The 19549-nt window shown below is 36.2% G+C and carries 17 protein-coding genes; 6 read left to right on the top strand and 11 right to left on the bottom strand.

The window, feature by feature from the left end; all coding sequences use genetic code 11:
* Window positions 1–115: 115 nt before the first annotated feature.
* A complete protein-coding gene (gene topB, locus DCE79_RS06625) occupies window positions 116–2248 on the bottom strand; it encodes a type IA DNA topoisomerase (protein WP_108712323.1) in 2133 nt (710 codons plus the stop codon).
* Between the two features lie 316 nt (window positions 2249–2564).
* Here topB and DCE79_RS06620 point away from each other — a divergent pair, with 316 nt between their 5' ends.
* Together DCE79_RS06620 and DCE79_RS06615 are read left to right on the top strand one after the other, a co-directional pair.
* Complete coding sequence (locus tag DCE79_RS06620) at window positions 2565–3407, top strand: DegV family protein (RefSeq protein WP_108712322.1); 843 nt, start codon at window positions 2565–2567, stop codon at window positions 3405–3407.
* A 189-nt stretch (window positions 3408–3596) separates the two neighbouring features.
* Entirely contained in the window at window positions 3597–4319 is a 723-nt protein-coding gene (locus tag DCE79_RS06615; RefSeq protein WP_159083062.1) for a ZIP family metal transporter, read from the top strand.
* Window positions 4320–4392: 73 nt separating this feature from the next.
* Here the strand turns inward: DCE79_RS06615 and DCE79_RS06610 are convergent, their stop codons facing one another.
* Window positions 4393–5058 (bottom strand): hypothetical protein, encoded by a 666-nt coding sequence (locus DCE79_RS06610; RefSeq protein WP_234417349.1) that lies wholly within the window; start codon window positions 5056–5058, stop codon window positions 4393–4395.
* A 120-nt stretch (window positions 5059–5178) separates the two neighbouring features.
* On the opposite strand from DCE79_RS06610, the gene DCE79_RS06605 reads away from it, so the two are divergent.
* Entirely contained in the window at window positions 5179–5577 is a 399-nt protein-coding gene (locus tag DCE79_RS06605) for a glucosamine 6-phosphate synthetase (protein ID WP_108712320.1), read from the top strand.
* Between the two features lie 183 nt (window positions 5578–5760).
* On the opposite strand, the gene DCE79_RS06600 is transcribed toward DCE79_RS06605, so the two are convergent.
* From DCE79_RS06600 to DCE79_RS06590, 3 genes are all read right to left on the bottom strand, one after another.
* Window positions 5761–7413 carry a DUF4179 domain-containing protein gene (locus DCE79_RS06600; RefSeq protein ID WP_108712319.1) on the bottom strand — a complete coding sequence of 551 codons (1653 nt, stop codon included), beginning with the start codon at window positions 7411–7413 and terminating at the stop codon, window positions 5761–5763.
* A complete protein-coding gene (locus DCE79_RS06595) occupies window positions 7400–7933 on the bottom strand; it encodes an RNA polymerase sigma factor (RefSeq protein WP_108712318.1) in 534 nt (177 codons plus the stop codon). Before DCE79_RS06595 ends, DCE79_RS06600 begins: the two co-directional genes overlap by 14 nt.
* Before the next feature lie 371 nt (window positions 7934–8304).
* Window positions 8305–8796 (bottom strand): sigma-70 family RNA polymerase sigma factor, encoded by a 492-nt coding sequence (locus DCE79_RS06590; protein ID WP_108712317.1) that lies wholly within the window; start codon window positions 8794–8796, stop codon window positions 8305–8307.
* Window positions 8797–9321: 525 nt separating this feature from the next.
* On the opposite strand from DCE79_RS06590, the gene proB reads away from it, so the two are divergent.
* From proB to DCE79_RS06575, 3 genes are read left to right on the top strand one after another with little or no spacing between them, the layout of a single operon-like run.
* A complete protein-coding gene (gene proB / locus DCE79_RS06585; protein WP_108712316.1) occupies window positions 9322–10404 on the top strand; it encodes a glutamate 5-kinase in 1083 nt (360 codons plus the stop codon).
* A gap of 15 nt (window positions 10405–10419) precedes the next feature.
* Window positions 10420–11673, top strand: coding sequence for a glutamate-5-semialdehyde dehydrogenase (locus DCE79_RS06580; protein WP_108714438.1), 1254 nt, complete (start codon window positions 10420–10422; stop codon window positions 11671–11673).
* Window positions 11674–11714: 41 nt separating this feature from the next.
* A complete protein-coding gene (locus tag DCE79_RS06575; RefSeq protein ID WP_108712315.1) occupies window positions 11715–12602 on the top strand; it encodes a DMT family transporter in 888 nt (295 codons plus the stop codon).
* A gap of 65 nt (window positions 12603–12667) precedes the next feature.
* Here the strand turns inward: DCE79_RS06575 and DCE79_RS06570 are convergent, their stop codons facing one another.
* The 6 genes from DCE79_RS06570 to rbsB form a co-directional block, all read right to left on the bottom strand.
* On the bottom strand, window positions 12668–13861 hold the full coding sequence (locus tag DCE79_RS06570) for a hypothetical protein (protein ID WP_108712314.1): 1194 nt from the start codon (window positions 13859–13861) through the stop codon (window positions 12668–12670).
* Window positions 13862–14062: 201 nt separating this feature from the next.
* Window positions 14063–15181, bottom strand: coding sequence for a virulence factor (locus DCE79_RS06565; protein ID WP_108712313.1), 1119 nt, complete (start codon window positions 15179–15181; stop codon window positions 14063–14065).
* 10 nt (window positions 15182–15191) lie between these two features.
* Window positions 15192–17078 carry an ABC-F family ATP-binding cassette domain-containing protein gene (locus DCE79_RS06560; RefSeq protein WP_108712312.1) on the bottom strand — a complete coding sequence of 629 codons (1887 nt, stop codon included), beginning with the start codon at window positions 17076–17078 and terminating at the stop codon, window positions 15192–15194.
* Window positions 17075–17707, bottom strand: coding sequence for an HD domain-containing protein (locus DCE79_RS06555; RefSeq protein ID WP_108712311.1), 633 nt, complete (start codon window positions 17705–17707; stop codon window positions 17075–17077). Before DCE79_RS06555 ends, DCE79_RS06560 begins: the two co-directional genes overlap by 4 nt.
* Before the next feature lie 180 nt (window positions 17708–17887).
* The gene (locus DCE79_RS06550) at window positions 17888–18496 is read right to left on the bottom strand and encodes a DUF4166 domain-containing protein (RefSeq protein WP_108712310.1); all 609 of its coding nucleotides are present in this window, start codon (window positions 18494–18496) and stop codon (window positions 17888–17890) included.
* Between the two features lie 111 nt (window positions 18497–18607).
* Window positions 18608–19537, bottom strand: coding sequence for a ribose ABC transporter substrate-binding protein RbsB (gene rbsB / locus DCE79_RS06545; RefSeq protein WP_108712309.1), 930 nt, complete (start codon window positions 19535–19537; stop codon window positions 18608–18610).
* Window positions 19538–19549: the final 12 nt, after the last annotated feature.

The following is a 19549-nucleotide window of genomic DNA, read 5'->3' as shown; positions in this document are numbered from 1 at the left end:
ACAGGTAAAGGATAAAATTTCCAACATTTTTCTAATTATTCAGTCATTTTAAACTACTTTAATTCACAGCAAAAATAAAAGCAGCTTGTACGAATACAAACTACCTCGATTTCTGTTATTTTTTTACATTAAATTCAAATTCAAGTTTACCTTCAACTAAACGTAGTGAAGCACTAAACTGTTTCCCACTCTTTGCTTTAAATCCTTTGATTTCTGAAGTTTTACCGTTCGTACATAAGTCTTTAATGTATTTTTCCGTCAGTTTCTTCCCTAGTAATCTTTCAGGAAATGTTTGTTTACAACCATTTTTATAATCTGAGCAACCATAAAAATTTTTACGTAAGCCAATTTTACCTACTTTACATGTTGGGCAAGTAACAATATCCTTTGCTATTGGCTTCGTAAACTGCTCGGCTTCGATTGTTAGCGTATTGATTTTATTTGGTACCTCTGCAATTAACTGATTAATAAATTTGCCAATGCTTTCAATAAAATGTTTTGCTGATCCTTCTCCACGCCCTATCTTTTTTAGATAGATTTCCCACTTAGCTGTCATAGAAGGACTTGATAGCAATGTCCCTTCGATGGCTCTACATAGAAGTTCTCCCTTAGGTGTGATGCTTACAATATTTCTCTTTACTTCGATAAACTCATGCTTTTTAATCGTTTCAATAATTCCACTTCGAGTTGCTTCTGTGCCAATGCCTTCAATGGACTTTAACACTTCAATTTCTTCCTCATCCTCAACCGACTTCCCGCACGTTTTCATCATCGTAATGAGCTGCCCTTCTGTATAAGGTTTAGGAGGCATTGTTGTTCCTTCGACAATCGAAACCTTACTTTGCACAATCTCTCCCTGGAAAACAACTGGAAGTACTTCCTCACGCGCTTGTAGACCCTTATCACCCGTAAAAAGCTCTTTCCACCCTTTTACAAGTTCTGTTTTACCAATCGATTTAAATTCAATATTTTTGACATTCGTTAGTATCATTTTTTCATCGTATTCATAATCTAGATGAAACATTGCAAGCGTTGTATTTAAAATTTCAAAATAAATATTCCGTTCATCTGCTGCCATTGATTGCAATGCTTTCTCTGTTGGTACCTTTTTCGTTGGAATAATAGCATAGTGCTCGCCGACATTAGAACCGTCCACATAACGCTTATTATGTCCTCTTGAAATCGGCGCAAACGATTTACCAATAAGTTGTTGGTATTTAGGTAGCGCATCACTTAAATAGTCGTACTCATTATGTGTAATAAGTTGAGAATCAGTACGTGGGTAAGAAACCAATTTCTTCTCATACAGCGACTGCGTCAACTTTAACACATGTGCAGGACTATATTTCCAACGTTTATTGGCAGTTGCTTGTAATGTCGATAACGCATGAAGTCGTGGTGGCTGGATTCGCTTCGTTTTATTCGTCACGTTCGATATTTGACCAGTATCCATCGGCTGAATTCCATGTTGCATTAGTAACTGCTCAGCTTCTGCTCTAACATTTGTTTTAATCTTTGCTTTACCTTTATACACTCCATTTTGCGCTTTGAAAACTCCTTCGATTTCATAAAAATTCTCTGGTTTAAAATTGTTGATTTCTTGGAGTCTTTTATAAATCAAATAAACTGTTGGCGATTGTACTCGACCTATGGAAATACTGCCTTTAAAACCCTTTTGTTGCAACAATAACGTATATAGGCGGCTACAATTCATTCCAACGAGCCAGTCACTAATTTGACGTGTCTTCGCTTCCTGATACATAAGCAAGTCACGTTCATTACTTTGCATATTTTGAAAGCCTTTTCGAATTTCATCAACCTCTAAAGAGTTGATCCATAAGCGTTTTACAGGCTTTTTCACCTTCGACATTTTATAAATTGAGTAAAAAATATTTGATCCTTCACGCTCAGCATCACAAGCGTTATAAATCATTGTCACTTGGGGGTCATTAAATACTCTTTTGACCGCATTAAATTGTGTGTACGTTTTTGATGACACTTTATCTTCATATTTATCTAGGATTATCGGTAGTGAAACAAGTGACCACTTTTCCCATTCTTTTTTATATTCCTTTGGCTGTTTTAATTCAACGAGATGACCTATACCCCAACTTATAATTGCGCCTTCAGGAAATGTAGGACACGGCTCTAACTCGATAAATGTTTTCTCTTTTTGTTTAATTTTAAATGCTTCTGCATAAGCTCTAGCTTGAGATGGTTTCTCAGCCAAAATAGCGATTTTCCCCATTTATCATCACATCTTCTTTTAAATATTTTAGTAGTTAACTATATAAAAATGTAAAACTCAACTAATCAGATTAGTTGAGTTTATTATGAACTTCCATACTCCTATCTTACTTTAAACAATTTAAAATATCACTTACTAAAATTTTTGCACTCGTTGAAAACGTCAAATATTTCTAAGGTGCATTTGAAAGCAAGTCCATTTCATCAAAGCTCATTAGCATGTCATCTATTTACAAACTGTTCTAATTATTCAAACTATACGTTATATTTAACTACGCAATCATTCGTTTTAAATTTAAATAGAGGAGCTTGAAAATATGAAAACTGTAATTGTTACAGATAGTACAGTTTATTTACCGATTGAAGAACGCGAAAAATACAATATACATATTGTTCCGATAAGTGTTCATTTTGATGATGTTTCTTTTGAAGAGGAAATAACACTTAGCGTAGATCAATTTTATGAAATAGTGCGTAAGACTCAGCAATTCCCAAAAACTGCACAACCACCTATTGGGAAATTTGTTGAACTTTATGAACGATTAGCGAAAGACTATGATGAAATTGTTGCGATTCATATATCAAGTGGCGTTAGTGGCACATATGATTGCGCATTACAAGCAGCACAATTGGTCGACAATGTGAAAGTATATGGATTTGACTCTGGTGTGGCAGGAGGCCCATTAGCATCTTATACAATCGAAGCTGCAAAATTAGCTGCAAATGGTGCATCAGCTGCACAAGTGCTAGCCCGTTTAGAAGATTTACAAAAAACGTTAGATGCTTATTTTATTGTGGATGATTTAGTTCATTTACAACGAAGCGGACGTTTATCTTTAACTTCATCGATTATCGGCAGTTTATTGCAAATAAAACCTATTTTGCATATGAAAAATAAGAAAATTACTGTGTTTGAAAAAGTTCGAACAAAAAGAAAAGCGTTACGTCGCGTTAAGGAAATTTTACATGATGCGGTTGAGACGTATGGCGAGCTACAAGCTGTAGTCATGCATGCAAATTGCGAGCAGCTAGGGCGTACTTGGATGGAAAAACTACAATCTTCCTATCCAACTGTTCATTTCAAATTGGCCTACTTCGGTCCTGCACTAGCAACCCATTTAGGTGAAGGAACTCTAGCAATTTCATGGATGAAGAAATAACATCTCCTACACTTTTTTATCATCTCTACACAGATAGAGATACTTTAGCTAACATTTCTGTAAAAAAGACAATGCACCGGTTACACACCAAGTTTTGGTGCATAGCCGGTGCATTTTTTTCTATTGCTGCTCTGAATAAATACTCAAGATTCACCATATATGTTTATATGTTGCATGAAGGGGTGTTGTATGTATTACTTAGGAATTATAAGTTTTATTGCAACTGTGATAGGGATTGGTATTGGTGGATTATTTGCCCTATTTCTTAAGAAATTTCAGCAAAGTATAGCAAACGTTTATGCAATATGTGCAGGAATGATTCTTGGATTGATCTATTTGGAAATTGCACCTGAAAGTATTAAATTGGGCGGTTGGCCTTTATTCACTTTAGGATTTTCGACTGGAGTTTTCCTTTTTTTTATTATCCACAAAGCATCTCACATCATTATTAGAGTCCCTGATAACCAGAATAGAGATTCATATATTTTAACTGGCCTATTTCTGATGTTTAGCATTTCCCTACATAATTTCCCATTAGGTATTGCCTTTGGTTCAACTCAAAATTTAGGATTAAGCAATTCAGTACTACACACAATTATTTTACATAATATTCCTGAGGGTATTGCCATGTTTACGCCATTTTTGTTAGCTAAAATAAAATTTCATGCTTCTCTCCTAATTTCAATTATCGTTTCCTTACCTGTTGGTATAGGTGCTATTTTAGGAAGAAACATTGGCCTGGATTATCCCCTTTTGTGGGCTTTTATTATAAGTTCCGCAATTGGTATGATGATTATAGTCACTATTAAAGAAATATACTTTGAAGCATTGAAACAATCTTCAGTAGCTTACAGTTTAATCATGGCAGGTTTTGGGGTCATGATTATATGGGCATATTTAAGAATTATATGAAATTTAATACAGTAGATTCAATATTGTTTGATTAGGATTATAGTAGATCATAAAAAATTCTAATCAAAACCATTTATTTAAACTTCACAACCCAAGGCAATGTTCGTTTGCCAAAATCAGTCATGGAGTATAGATAATTTTCCTTTTGCCATTTCGCTATCGTACCACTTTGTTCAGTATCGACATGTAAAGAGCCGTAATCTTTTGGTATCGGAAGCGTGTGGGTTTCTAAAAATTCTACCGTTTCTTTCGCTGTTGTTAAGCCTTCTGTAGCTTTTTCCGTCAATGAACGTGCAATAATTGCCCAGCGTCCTTCATTCCAGCTCGTAAAGAGGGATCCTGCCCCTGCGTCCTGATAGCCCGTAATTCCATGCCCTAAATCCACAGCTATTCCTTCATTAAAAACGCTTTGATCAATTTCTGCGCTCGCTAATTTTTCGGAGGCGTATTTGGTGATTGTAAGTTGCCCAACATATTTACCACTTTGCTTAATGTTATTGTGATTAATCGCCAGTTGAGATGGTGTTTCATAAAAATTAAACGTTATGACATTATTATTTGCCGTTGTAATGGCAGTCAAATAGCTACCCTTAGTGACAGGGAAGTCGGTTGGTACTTTAACATCCCAGTTACTCGGAATTAAAGCACATGAGAAAGTATTCGCTTTTTCACCGAAAGGATCCCTCGTTTCACCGATTATTTCATAATGAATATACCCACGGCTATTTTTTAAGCACATACGTTAGCACTTCATTATATTTAGTAACTATCACCGCTTTCGAGATGATAGTTATGTTAATGTAGAAAAACACTAACTTTAAATGTTATACTAATTTTACATTAAAGGGGGATTCTTCAAATGCAGAAAAGGAAACGCACGATTTTTTGGATTATACCAATTGCGGTTTTAGGAATTTTTATTTATGTTTTCGGACCTAAAAGTACGGTTACGGACAACGATTATATTTCATACATAAAAGCAGCGCCCCTGACAGAAAATAGTAATGTGAACAACGAAGCTGTATTCATAAACTATTGTGAGAAAAGTAGTTGGGAATATTTCCAAACGAAAATGATGGAGCACGTTGTAGAGTTTAAAGGGAAATGCGAAGTGAATGATGATGTACAATCGATTAATTTGCAGTACGTCGTTGAAAAAAATCAAATTTCTCATCATATCGGCGCCCTGCTTGTCGACGGAGTTCAACAATCGGAAGAGCAACGCGCAGAATTTTTACAAATACTAGAAAAACAATAAATTGCAATGGCTGTCCTAATCATTTCATAGAGACAGCCATTTTTTAATGTACTCTTTTCATGGCCTCATACGAGAAAACAAAGTGATTCATTCTTGATAAACAATAGTGATGCAACAAACGATAAAAAGCTCAAAACGCTGATCTTCCAGCATTTGAGCTTACTGTATACTCCATAATGTACATTAATCCACTTTTCCAGACTTAAGGGGTACGCGCAGCTCATCGTTCTGCTTATGGGTTGTGTAATTCCAAATGTAAATGTCGAGCTCGGTTTTGTCGAAATTCTCATATACGTCCATATGTTGATTATTGTCATCACCAAGTAGACCCAACATAGCAGGCGTTCCATAGCTCCGTTCTTTGCCGTCCAGATAATAGGTTTGATTAACTCCCCCGAAATCCGGGTCTGAGCTCACCGATTCCACATATAGGTTATTATCCTTCATATAATACTTCCAAGAGATCGGATACCCCGCAATGTGCGTCGTTAAGCTTTGGGGGTTAACTGATATGTTCGTCAAACGAATCGGATTGTCATCACCTTTAAATTCATCGACGCGGTGGCTAGCGATGAAGGTCATAGGTTGATTTGCTAAGGACATTACATCTATTCCAGTCACTTCAAAGCGTAGCTCCGTTTTGTTAGGGTCTTCGTTATTCAACATATATCCTTTTAAAAGGGTTCCACCTATATCTAATTGATAGTTTTGGTAAGGAATCCGGTTATACTTCATTTTATGTGTAAAAACTAGGCGAATTTGGGTTGGAGTAACCTTCATTTCGTGAATTTTTGTTTCACCAGGAACATCCGGCAAATCGATATTTAGTACTTCCTTAAATGATGCATTTTCTAATTGTTTTTTAGTTAAGTTTAAATCTAAGTTCCAAGTACCTTCAGCGGTTGCTAGTGTATGGTTATACGCTAGCTGGAATTTAGTGTTCTCCGCACGTAAGGCGTCAGATTTAAATATTTGCTGACTCAAGTATTCTCCAATTGCTCCTGGAGTTCCAAAGATTGATGTTTCAGCTTTTTTAATAGATTGGTTTACATCATTGATTGCTTCGATACGCACCCAACTTTTACTCGCCATTTCAGTATCTGTAAACGTAATTGAAGATTGAAGTAATACTTTTTCATCAGGTTGTTCAAAAGCTTGCAATGTCACGCTGCCAATTCCATCCTTCTGAATAGGAAACACTTGCGTATTGAGATTGTTAGGGTCGTAGTCGATTGACTGCTTCCTATCGCCGATGAGTTGAATATTCTCCATAATAAATTCAACTTCTTCCGACTGTCCTTTCACAACCCAGTCCGTTTCAAAATAACCCTGGAACACACCAAGTTCATCATTCCACCTTTGTACGTAGTTCCCTTCAATTAAATGCCCGTTATGGTCCTTCAGTCCGATTTGATCAAAGCTCACATTCTTTCCAGCCCATGAGGCATCAGGTTTCAAACTATATAGTAAAAACGTTCTATTATCGTCTATAAACGCCGTGTGTACGGTTAGCGTAACATGATCCTTTGTAATGGATTGCTCAAGTGTCTGGCCTAGTCCTTGGTCTAATGCGGACTGAATTCCTTCTCTATAAGAAAGGATGTTGGACCAGTCATAATTCAGTGCCGCAAAGACAGGTACAGTCAACAGAGCCACGGATAACCCTGCTATTAAAGCAAATCGTGTACGTTTTTTAGGCCGATGTGCAACTGGTTTGCTTGCAGTAGTCTTCAGCTTGTCCTGCTGGATACTATTCCACATTTGATTGAAATCAGGTGAGGGTATGTTATTCGATTCTTTCAATTGTTTTTTTAACTCTTTTTCAATGCGTTCCAAATTGATTTTCCCCCTTCAAACGTAAGCTCTGATTATTTTCTAGCTTTTTACGCATAATTTTCAATGCCTTGTGGAGTCTCGATTTCACGGTGCCCACAGGAATCTCCAATGTTTCAGCGATTTCTACCATCGACAGCTCTCCGATATAGCGTAGGGTAACAACCGCCATCAACTTGTCTGGAAGTTGCTTTAGCACTTCCTCCCATTCCGTCGAAGTTTCATGTTCGATTACGATAGTGTCTACAGATTTAACTGATGTTGATGTCTGTTCATGAAGCCATTGGACTTGGCTCTGCTTTTCTCGTTGGGTCTGATTTCTTTTAAGTAGGTTTAAGCAATGATTCATCGCGATGCGCATAATCCAGGCACGTGTATGCTCAACACTTTTCCAATCCTGGCGAAAAACAGTGATAAATACATCGTGGCAGAGATCTTCCGCATCTTGTGCGTTGCGCATCATGTAGTAGCACGTACGGTAAACATCCTTGTTATACGCATCAAATAGCTCTCGTTCTGTCAATCCAAGTCACTCCTTTCTTCGCGTTATACATTATAAACAAATGACTCTTCGAAAAGGTTCATCTTTTTTTGGGCTCAGCAATAGGTGCTGTAATTGGGATTTTCTAGGCTATGTTTGTTTCTTGAAGACATTACACTGGTTGTGGTGTCATTTGCATTATTACAATTTATTGGTAATCCATTAATTATAACTGAGCGTAGTTAATGTATTGAAATTTTGTTTAATTTCTTGGTTTGTCCATTAGCATCTGTCACATATTGAAGGCTATTTCCGTCACAGAGAAAAACAAAAGCACTGGTTTTTACAAACATTAGAACAACAATAAATTGCAATGGCTGTCCTAATCATTTCATAGAGACAGCCATTTTTTATTAATGTAACGCTTCTTTTGGTACCAATTGTTTCAACTTTTTCATTAGCCTCTGCCTTCTCTTTTTCATGGCCTCATATGAATAACCAAAGAGATTTGCTACCTCTTCAGTCGTTTTCCCCTCATAATAAATCATTTTTAGATAAATTCTCTCTTCATCATTTAATAATGCAAACCAATCTGGATATCTTTCTTCTTTACCACTTTCCTCTTGCTGATCGAGTTGAAATTGGATTTTATCTTGCTCCATAACGACTTCAAATTGCTCATATTTCTTGGCCTGTTTTAACGCATGAATAATCGCATATTTAATGCGCATATACGCAAACATCTCAAATTCACCCAAGCTTTCATCGTAATCTCCTACACATTCCCACAATGCGATTCTTCCAATTTGTAAATAATCCTCTACGTTTTGATATAGGTTTAATTTATAAACCACTCGCTTTACCAAAATCTCATGCTGTTCTACGATTTGTTCAATCGATTGCATGCTAGTCCATTCCTTGAAGCTGTGCACAACTTTGTATTCCTAGGTAATGCAACCATAAAGAAAGGGACAATTTGATTCAAAATACGTTTAGTAGCATTTCGACTTAATTTACTTTTAGTTAATATAGTAAACAGGTCAAAATGGCATTTTCAAACTTAAAATAGGCGCATTTGTACATTTTCGAGAGATTAAAGAATCTGTTATTTAAAACCGTAATCAACTTTTAAATCCTTTATTGACAAAATGACGTCCATCATTCATGCTATTAGAAAATGTCAAAGCGCATTGAAGACTAGTAAGTAGCACTTAGCTGAACAAGAGAGCTCATTCCTGAGGCTGAAAGAATGACACAGCAAAACCTACTGAACCTACTTCAACATGCTCCTAAAAAATAGGCGCCGACTCAGCGTTATGAGATAGAGTGGAATGTTTTATACATTCAATTTAGGTGGTACCACGGAAAAGCACATTTCGTCCTAACAATTTAGGATGAAATGTGCTTTTTTATTGTTAAGGAGGATTTTTGTGGAAAGAAAACGTGTAGTTGTAAAAATCGGCAGTAGCTCATTAACGAACAGTAAAGGTGAAATTGATCAACTTAAATTTAAAGATCATGTTTCCGCTCTTGCAGCATTAAAACAAGCAGGACATGAAGTAATATTAGTCTCTTCTGGTGCAGTCGCTGCAGGTTTCCGTAAATTAGGATACTCTTCAAGACCCGTAACCATTAAAGGCAAGCAAGCCGCAGCTGCTGTCGGGCAAAGCGTGCTTATCCAGGCCTATTCAGATGAATTTGCTTCCTATGACATTACCCCCGCGCAAATTTTATTAACGCGCTCTGATTTTAGTGATAAAAAACGTTATAAAAATGCCTACGAGACATTATCTGAGCTGTTAGAACGGAAAGTCATCCCGATCATCAATGAAAATGACACCGTTTCAGTTGCGGAACTTACATTTGGCGATAATGATATGCTATCTGCGCTTGTTAGCGGACTCGTTCACGCTGATCAGTTAGTTATTTTAACAGACGTCAATGGTTTATATACAGCCAACCCATTAACGAATGTTGATGCACAGCGGATTTCCGTGATCAAAGAAATAACGGATGACTTACTTGGCTTTGCTTCTGGTAGTAGCTCAAAAGTTGGCACAGGTGGGATGCAATCTAAATTAGCAGCTGCCAAATTTGCGATGAATACAGGTGTTGATGTTTTTATCGGAATCGGTTCAGGCTCAGCTAAATTAATTGAAATTTTAAACAATAACGGAGATGGCACTTATTTTACTCGTAATGACAAGGCCGTTCCTACGAATAAACAATGGGTCACATTAACAAAAACGTCAGGTAAGCTATTTATTGACGAAGGTGCCGTTCAAGCGCTTCAATTCGGTGGAAAAAGCTTACTTCCTGCTGGAATTTACGCATTTGAAGGTCATTTTGAAAAAGGTGATGTCGTCGAAGTATATGATCGACACATATGCATCGGGCGCGGTGAAATATTATATTCTGCAAATGAATTAGAACAAGCGATGGGAAAACGCACCGATGAACTAACAAACAATCCAATTGAGGTCATTCATCGAAATCAATGGGTAGAAATTTAAGGAGGCTTTCTGATGATGGAAAATGAGGTAATAGCAAAAGGGAAACGAGCAAAAATTGCTAGTTATGAAACGAATATTAAATCTACTTCTGAAAAAAATGAAGCATTAAAACAAATTGCTGCTCAGTTGCTAAAGGACATGGAACTTATTTTGGTTGAAAATGCGAAAGATATTGTTGCTGGTGAAAAACAACAATTTCCTGCATCAACATTGGACCGAATTTTATTAACAGAAGATCGCGTTCAAGCCATGAGCGATGCCATTTTGCAATTGATCGAGTTACCTGATCCTGTAGGTGAAGTTTTAGAAGATATTACGAAAGAAAATGGTTTACACATTATAAAAAAACGGGTGCCCCTCGGAGTCATTGGTATGATTTATGAAGCGAGACCAAATGTGACGGTTGATGCAGCTACCTTATGTTTGAAAACAGGTAATGCCGTTCTATTACGTGGTAGTTCATCTGCAAAGCATTCCAATATCGCCCTTGTCTCGTCTATTCATCGTGCATTACAAGTTGTTCATTATCCGCAAGATGCCGTTCTACTTATTGAAGATACAAGCCGCGAAACAGCCAAAACTTTATTTACATTAAATGAGTACTTAGACGTTTTAATTCCTCGCGGGGGGAAGAATTTAATTGATTTAGTTGTTCGTGAATCGACTGTTCCCGTATTAGAAACGGGCGCAGGAAATTGCCACATTTATTTAGACCATTTTGCGAATGTAGTTATGGCTAAGAGCGTTGTCAAAAATGCCAAAACGCAACGTTTATCAGTTTGTAATACTACCGAAAGCCTGCTGATGCATGAAGACTTTTTCGACATTCACGGCAAAGAATTTTTACAGTACTTATCGCATGATTTAGGGATTAAAATTTATGGAGATGACCTGGTTTGCCATGTTTTAAAAGAGGCCATTCCTGCAACAGATGAACATTATGCACAGGAGTTTTTAGCTTTAACTTTAAGTGTGAAAATCGTTAAAAATGTTTTTGATGCCATTCATCATATTAATCATTTTGGGACAAATCATTCGGAAGCAATTATTACGGAGAATCAGCAAAATGCCGACGTATTTTTAAATTCGGTTGATGCAGCGGCTGTCTATCATAATGCTTCGACACGTTTTACAGATGGTTTTGAATTTGGTTACGGAGCAGAAATCGGTATTTCAACACAAAAGTTACATGCTCGTGGACCAATGGGTTTACCTGCTTTAACATCAACGAAATATTATATTTTAGGTAATGGACAAGTTCGTCCGTAAATAATTAACGTAAACTTCATTTGAAAGTAGGTACGCCAACGATGAACGTAAATGCAATGATTAAACTGACCATCTCAATGGCCATTTTCGGCTCTATTGGTTTTTTTACTACACAAACAGGAATACCAGCTGTTGAACTCGTTTTTGTGCGTTGTATTTGTGCAACAATTTTTTTAGGGGTTCTCTGGCTACTAACCGGTGGGCATAAAACAGAAGTTTGGCAAAAAGCTGAAGTGTTGAAAACAATCCTTTGTGGGATCTTTCTAGTACTCAACTGGGTGTTCTTATTCAAAGCATTTGAAGTGATGTCGATTTCGATTTCGATTTCCATTTATAATTTGGCACCTATATTTGTTTTAATGCTTGGTTCTGTGTTTCTAGCAGAGAAAATGGGAGTCCGTTCGATTTTAGCAACAATCATTTGTTTTTTTGGAAGTATCCTCATTGTAGGCATTGAAAGCTTCACTTCTCTTTCTGAATTTATGAATTCTGGCTTTGTTTGGGCACTTTTATCTGCTATTTGTTATGCAATGACGATGTTTACAAGTAAAACAATTAAAGGAATGTCATCCTATGCGCTTACTTTTGTGCAAACGATTGTAGGCATTGTGATGCTATTCCCTTTATGTGATTTCACATTATTCGAGGGGTTAACGCAGACAAATTGGCTTTATATATTAGGAACAGGCTTTATCCATACCGGCTTTGTCTACTTTTTATTCTTTGATAGTATTCGCAATTTATCGACCGTGCTAGTATCGGTTTTAGTCTTTGTTGATCCTGTGGTTGCGATATTGTTAGATGCTATTTTTTTATCTTTCCGTCCAACATTACTGCAAACGCTCGGTATTTTATTAATTTTTGGTAGTATTTTATATACTGTATTTTACCCCGATCAATCCTTGAAAGAAATCGATTCCGTCACTTGATTAGGTATATAAGCTCTGAATAGTGAGCCCCACACTAACGCACACTATTCAGAGTTTATAAGGTTTTAATAGAATGCAGTTAAATCTTGGCTTAAAACTACTCGATCTGCAAACCAAATAGGTTGTAACTTCTCTCTATCTCCTACATATAATACAATAATTTCTACATTCATATTCTGTTTATTGTGCTCTACCGCAAGCTGCCAATCTTCATCAATTGGTAAGTATTCGAAAAGTAACTCATTACATAACAATATAATTTTACCTGTAGTCTTCGTGGATAATTCTAATTTCAACATAGTAAACGCGAAATTTAATACATTTTTATAATTTATCGGTTCCTCTTTTATCGAAAAGCTTTTTAAAATTTTTAAATAAGAATTAATATCTAAATCCCCATTTAGAGAGATAGATTCTCGTTCAATCACTTGTGCAAATGGAAGTAAAATAAAATTGATATTATAGTTTTTTGTCTTTTCATAGAACGTTAATCCTAATGCCAATCGATAATTCAAATCCAACTGTATCGTACTATCTTGTTGTGCACAAAGGACAATCGTCGAATTTTCATTTCCCTCATATTGCGTAATCTTCTCTATTTCAATTTTATTACGCCAAAATTGAACTTCAGAAAAATGATTATTTTCAAGACAGTCAATTAATTGTTCCATGTATTCTTCCTGTAAAATATCCCAAACATTATTCCCCAATAAACGTTCGGCTGCGGTCATTTCCTTAATAATATTCAAAATAGTGACATCGTATATTTGTTGAATTGTATATAAATCTTTTAACCAAGTATTTTGAACAACATTAATTAGTTTTTGCTGAACTGCTAAATCTTCTTCATCCGTATCATTTATATTTTTATAGTATTCTGTCAGAATTCTCACTATTTCAGGTGAGGATTTAATAATTTCAGAGTACTCTTTAGCAAACTTCTTTACAATTAACACTGCGATATAAAAGTTTTTTATTGTTGATGATTCAAAAAAGGTACTGTTTTCTTGATATTGCCTGTTAGATGCAGAAAAATCCAATAGAAATAATCTCCACCTTTTTAATTTTATAAAATCAGCATGAAGATTTTCTTTATAATCTTTACCAAGCTCTAGTAATAGCCACAAATCATAAATATATAAATTAAAATATTCTTTATTTATCCCCATAGAATGCTTATCATCTAAATTTTCTAATTGATATAATAATCGTTCAATTCGCATATCACTTAAATCAATTGGACTCTTTATATTTCCCATTCCATTTCCCATCCCCTTCTCTATTTGTAATTATAAATATATAAATGTTTTTCAATTATTACCAATTGAATTATACTCAAATCACTCTAAAATAACAAATCGAAAGTAGGTATTTGGCTCTAACTTTATTTAGTCCTTTAAAACTATCCAAAGTAAAAAGTTGTTGAGAAGTCTAAAAATCCCCAACAACTTTCACTTTAGCTATTTTCTACTCTCTGTCATCTGTTTCCAAACAGAGCCTTTTGCTTCCTCGCCATCTTCAATTCGGGCTAAAGCCATTTTTGCTTGTAATTTCACTTCAAATTCTTTATCTTCACAAGCAACTTTTAACGCCTGTATTGCTGCATCAGTACCAACCTCATATAAATACATGGCCGCGCGCCAACGAACCAATTTATTTTTATCTGCTAAGGCTGAAATCATTGCAGGTTCAAACGCTGTTAAGCCTAAATCACTCATGCAGTCGCCTGCTGTACGACGAACGGCTGAGCTTTTATCATTAAGTGCTTTCGTTAAAGCAGATACCACAGCATTATCTTCAATCATACCCAAATAAACTGTAGCTAGACGACGAATAGACATTTGCTCATCTTCTAGTGCCTTTTCAAGTAAAGGAATATCCTTTAGCTCTGGATCAGGTAGCTTGTCTAATAATTGAAAGCGTTGTTGCCAATCGGCTGCTTGCATATATTCTTCTAGCGTCACTTCTTTGCGCTCATCCGCAATTGTTGCAACCTTTTCATTTACACCTTCAACAATTTGCTCCACACGGTCTTGTGGGTAAAGTGCATCCACTTCTTTGACAACTTCTTCTGCAACTTGAGTTTTATCCCCATAACGGACACCAAAATCAACCCATTTGCGTTCCAAAATATAATTACCCTCTGCTACTTTAAATTGTAAACGTTTGAACGCTAGTGTAAATCGATCTCCCGCGCTTAAACGTACCTCTCCTTCTCCATCAAATGCTTTAATTTGAAGTGGGATGGCTTTATACATTTGTACATGAACATTCACTTCACCGTAATGTTCATTTACACCTTGCTGTTCAATTTCGCTCGCTTCTCCACCAAGTGACGTGCGTATTTCTGCTAAAATATTTTCCCATGCATATTTTGAATTTCGTTCAACAGCTAAAAAGTTTGATACGTGATAAATCCCCTTCACACCTTCTACTCCGAAAATCGCCTGTAATTCAGTTGAAGCTTCCGAAATATTATCCTTTGTGTAGTTAAAACTTTTGCCAAATGGTAAGTCTTGATCAATGATAATTTTCATTGAATTAGGACTTGGTGTCGGTTCAATTGATAAAATTTTCATAGGTATGCTCCTATCCATTTACGATTTCGTCTAAATAACTCCAACGCTCGATTAATTGCTCATATTCACTATTATATTTTTCTAATTCTGACGTTAACTGCTGTAATTTTGTAAAGTCTGAGCCCGCTGTTGAAATATCATCTTCAGTTTGCATAATTTTTTCTTCCATCGAAGAAATTTGATCAGCTATCGTTTCCCATTCTTTTTGTTCTTTAAATGATAATTTTTTCTTCTCTGTTTTAGGCTTTTCTTGCTTTGGTTTTTCAACCTTAATTTCTTTTGCCTCTTGCTGACTTTCTTCTGCTTTTTTTGCTAAATAGTCTGTGTACACATCTAAGCTTTCCGATACACCGCCTTGACCATCTAAAATCCATAGTTTTTTCGCAATTCGATCAAGGAAGAAACGGTCATGGGAAATTGTAATAACAACACCAGGGAAGTTTTCAATAAAGTCTTCTAACACCCCTAATGTTTCGATATCTAAGTCATTTGTCGGTTCATCCAGTAATAAGACGTTCGGTTGTTCCATTAATAGCTTTAATAAGTGAAGACGTTTTCGTTCCCCACCTGATAGCTTACTAATCGGTGTCCCATGAGCATTTAATGGGAATAAAAAGCGTTCTAACATTTGTGATGCCGAGAATCGTTCGCCTTGTGAATCGGTAATATCATTAGATGCTTCACGAATGTAGTCAATCATACGGGCATTTTCATTCATGGCAGGTAATATTTGTTTAAAGTGTAGTCGTTTAACGGTAGTTCCAACAATAACTTCGCCTTTATCTGGCTCAATTTCACCAGCTAGCATATTTAATAATGTGGATTTACCATAACCATTTGCACCAATAATTCCAATACGGTCGCCTTGCTGAAGTAAAAAGCTATAATCTTCAATAAGCATACGATCACCATAAGATTTTGTAATTCCTTCAGATTCCAATACTTTTTTACCTAAACGCGACGTTGCTAAGCCCATTTCCAAATCTGTTTGATCATTTGAGCGGTCCATTGATTCGTCTAATGATTCAAATCGCTGAATACGCGCCTTTTGCTTTGTCGAACGAGCTTTTGCACCACGGCGAATCCATTTTAATTCTGAACGGTATCGGTTACGCATTTTTGCCTGCGTTGCGACCTGCATTTCTTCTCGAATGGCGCGGGCTTCTAAATAATCTCCGTATGAACCAGTATGGCGATATAATGTTTTGTCAGCTAACTCGTAAATATGCGTTGCGGTTTCATCTAAGAAATAACGATCATGGGTAATGAAAATAACTGCACCTTTTAAGCGCGATACCATTTCTTGTAGCCATTCAGTAGATGTGACATCTAAATGGTTGGTAGGTTCGTCTAGTAAGTATAGGTCAGCTGGCTCGATTAATACTTTTGCTAGTGCTACACGTTTTTGCTGACCACCTGATAGTGACGTTACCTGTTGGTCGAACATATCGATACCAAGCTTTGTTAACGCTTGTTTGGCAAGTGCATTGACATCCCATGCGTTATCATTATCCATTTGCTGTTGTAATCGGAATAATTCGTTTTGTAATTTTTCTGATTCAGGATTACTTGTCAGTGCTGCAAGTGCTTCTTCATAAGCACGATTTAATTTTAAAATCGGCGAATCACTGCTAAATACTGCTTGTAGAACGGTCATATTGTCTTCGAATTGCGGATCTTGTTCTAAATAAGCAATACGGTATTTATTTGGATGATCTAGTTCAATCGAATCGGCATCTTGTATACCCGCTAAAATGGATAGTAAAGTCGATTTACCTGTACCGTTAATCCCGATTAACCCAGCACGTTCGCCTTCATAAAGTGTAAATTCGATATTTTGAAATAGCGTTTTATCGCCAACTGTTTTTGTTAAATTTGATACGATTAAATGACTCATGAAATCCCGTCTCTTTCTTTTTTAAGCTGATCTAAAAATTGTACCATAAAGTTATGACGTTCCCTTGCCATTTGTTGACCTTTAGCTGTCACCATTAAATCTTTTAATAGTAGGAGCTTTTCATAAAAGTGCGTTACACTTGCTGTTGATTTTGAACGGTATTCTTCTAATGTCATATCTCCGCGTGCTTCTTCTGCGTCATCATATAACTTGCGCCCTTTTGCTCCACCATACGCAAATGTACGGGCGATTCCGACTGCTCCTATTGCATCTAGGCGATCCGCGTCACGTACGATTTTTGATTCAATACTAGTTGCAGGAAGTTCGTTACCTCCATTAAAGGAAACTTCCGAGATGACAGATTGAATATGTTTAATTTCGTCTTCACTCAAATTAAGTGCATTTAAAATACGATCTTCATTCGATTTATCAGATGCATACTTTGAATCACTGACATCATGAAGGAATACTGCTAAACGTACGATTTTCTCGTTTGCAGTTGGTTCCGTTTTTAATATGGATAGAGCATTTTCATAGACACGTTCGATATGTTGGAAGTCATGACTTGCATCCATCTCGTTATATATTTCTTTAACAAGTAGCTCACATTTTTTTATTTGTTCGTTCATTCGCTTCACCATTTCCCTTATATATACTTATTCTCTCATTATTTTATCATGGAAAGTGCCTCAAACTCACTATTTGCTCTTAATTCTTATGAAGAAAAGATGTTCTAATTTACTTACGATAAAAATAACCTCATTCTAGCCCACAGTATATTGTGCCTAAAATGAGGTTATCTCGTTAATTTAGTTTTTTTGTTGCGTAAACTGACCTGCATACATGACTAGCCTTCCAAAAATATTATGGTAAATCGATAAATGAATCGTATAGACGTCGAGTTCATCATCATAGCCTTCAAGTACAAATGCGCGAGCTGCTAGCGGTGCGGGAGATTTCATCTCACACTTTCCTAAAACGACTTGCTGTTGTTTGGAACGCGTAATTAAAAAACCTTCCTTTGTCACATCAAATTGTAACTCTGAATTTACAATCGCTGGTTTGCCCATATAGTCTTTTACAATTTCCTTTTCTAAATCAACCGTCATCTTCGTATTGAATGTTCTTGTTCTATGAGGAAAATGAAATTGTCGTTGCCAGTCGATTTCTACATACTGTCCATCATTGTACGCACATGAATAGGAAATGTTAAATGGCACCATTTCTCCACTTTCAGGAAACAAGAAGTTAGCCTTTGAAAATAGATGATATAACGGATTTAATAGTTTTGGACCAGCATGAATAACATGCATCGTGCCAGTCGCGTGAAATACTTGATTTAATGAAAGCTGATATCGTTGCTTAAGCTTCGGATGTAATCGTTCAAAATCTTCTCCTAAAATGGTTTCAAAAATCATCCTATCACTCCATTACTCATTTTGTACTATTGTAATAGTAATAGTTTCAGATAGACAAATAAATAGATTAAAAAAGCGGACAGTCGTTTAATACGCTGTCCGCTTCAAAAATTATTTTTTAATTAATTCTAAATCAACTGGAATATTGGCATCCACTGTTTCACCAGCTAAAATTTTAATAGCTGCTTCGATTGCTTTTTCACCAATTAATGTTGGTTGCTGAGCCACAGTTGCAGCTAACGTACCTGCTTTAACTTTTGCTACAGCATCATCCGTTGCATCGAAACCGATAATAATCACATCTTTACGTGCAGCTGTAATTGCTTCTAATGCGCCTAAAGCCATTTCATCATTTTGTGCAAATACTGCTTTAACATTTGGATTTGCTTGTAAAATATTTTCCATTACTGTTAAACCTTCTGTACGGTTGAAGTTTGCTGTTTGGCTAGCAACTAACTTTACTTTGTCATCCACAATATTTAAGAATCCTTGACCACGGTCATTGGCAGCAGAAGAACCCGCAACACCTTCAAGCATAGCTACTTCAGAACCCTCTTCAATTAATGTCATTAAATATTCACCAGCAAGTTCACCACCAGCTACATTATCTGAAGCGATATGTGCAACTACATCGCCACCATCAGAAGTACGGTCAACTGTAATTACTGGAATATTTGCTGCATTTGCTGATTCAACAGCTGTTGCTACAGAAGACGAATCCACAGGGTTGATGATGATTAAGTCAACGCCTTTTTGAATTAAATTTTCTACGTCAGATGCTTGTTTTGAGGCATCATCTTGTGCATCAGAAACTGTAATTTTCACACCATTTTCTTTCGCCTTTTCTTCAGCAGAATCGCTTAAAGTTACAAAGAATGGGTTGTTTAATGTTGAAATTGATAAACCAATCGAGTGTTCAGAAGTTTCTTTTGGAGCTACTTTTGAGCTTTTATCCTTTGTTGGAAAACCCGGTTCCATTGAACAAGCTGCAAGTACAATGGAAATGGCCGCTGCCATTACTAAAAAAGACCACTTTTTCATGTTGTTACACTC

The organism is Lysinibacillus sp. 2017, assembly GCF_003073375.1.
Classification (GTDB): Bacteria; Bacillota; Bacilli; order Bacillales_A; family Planococcaceae; genus Solibacillus.
The sequence above is the reverse complement of the archived record's forward strand: the minus strand, read 5'-3'. Positions and strand labels throughout refer to the sequence as shown.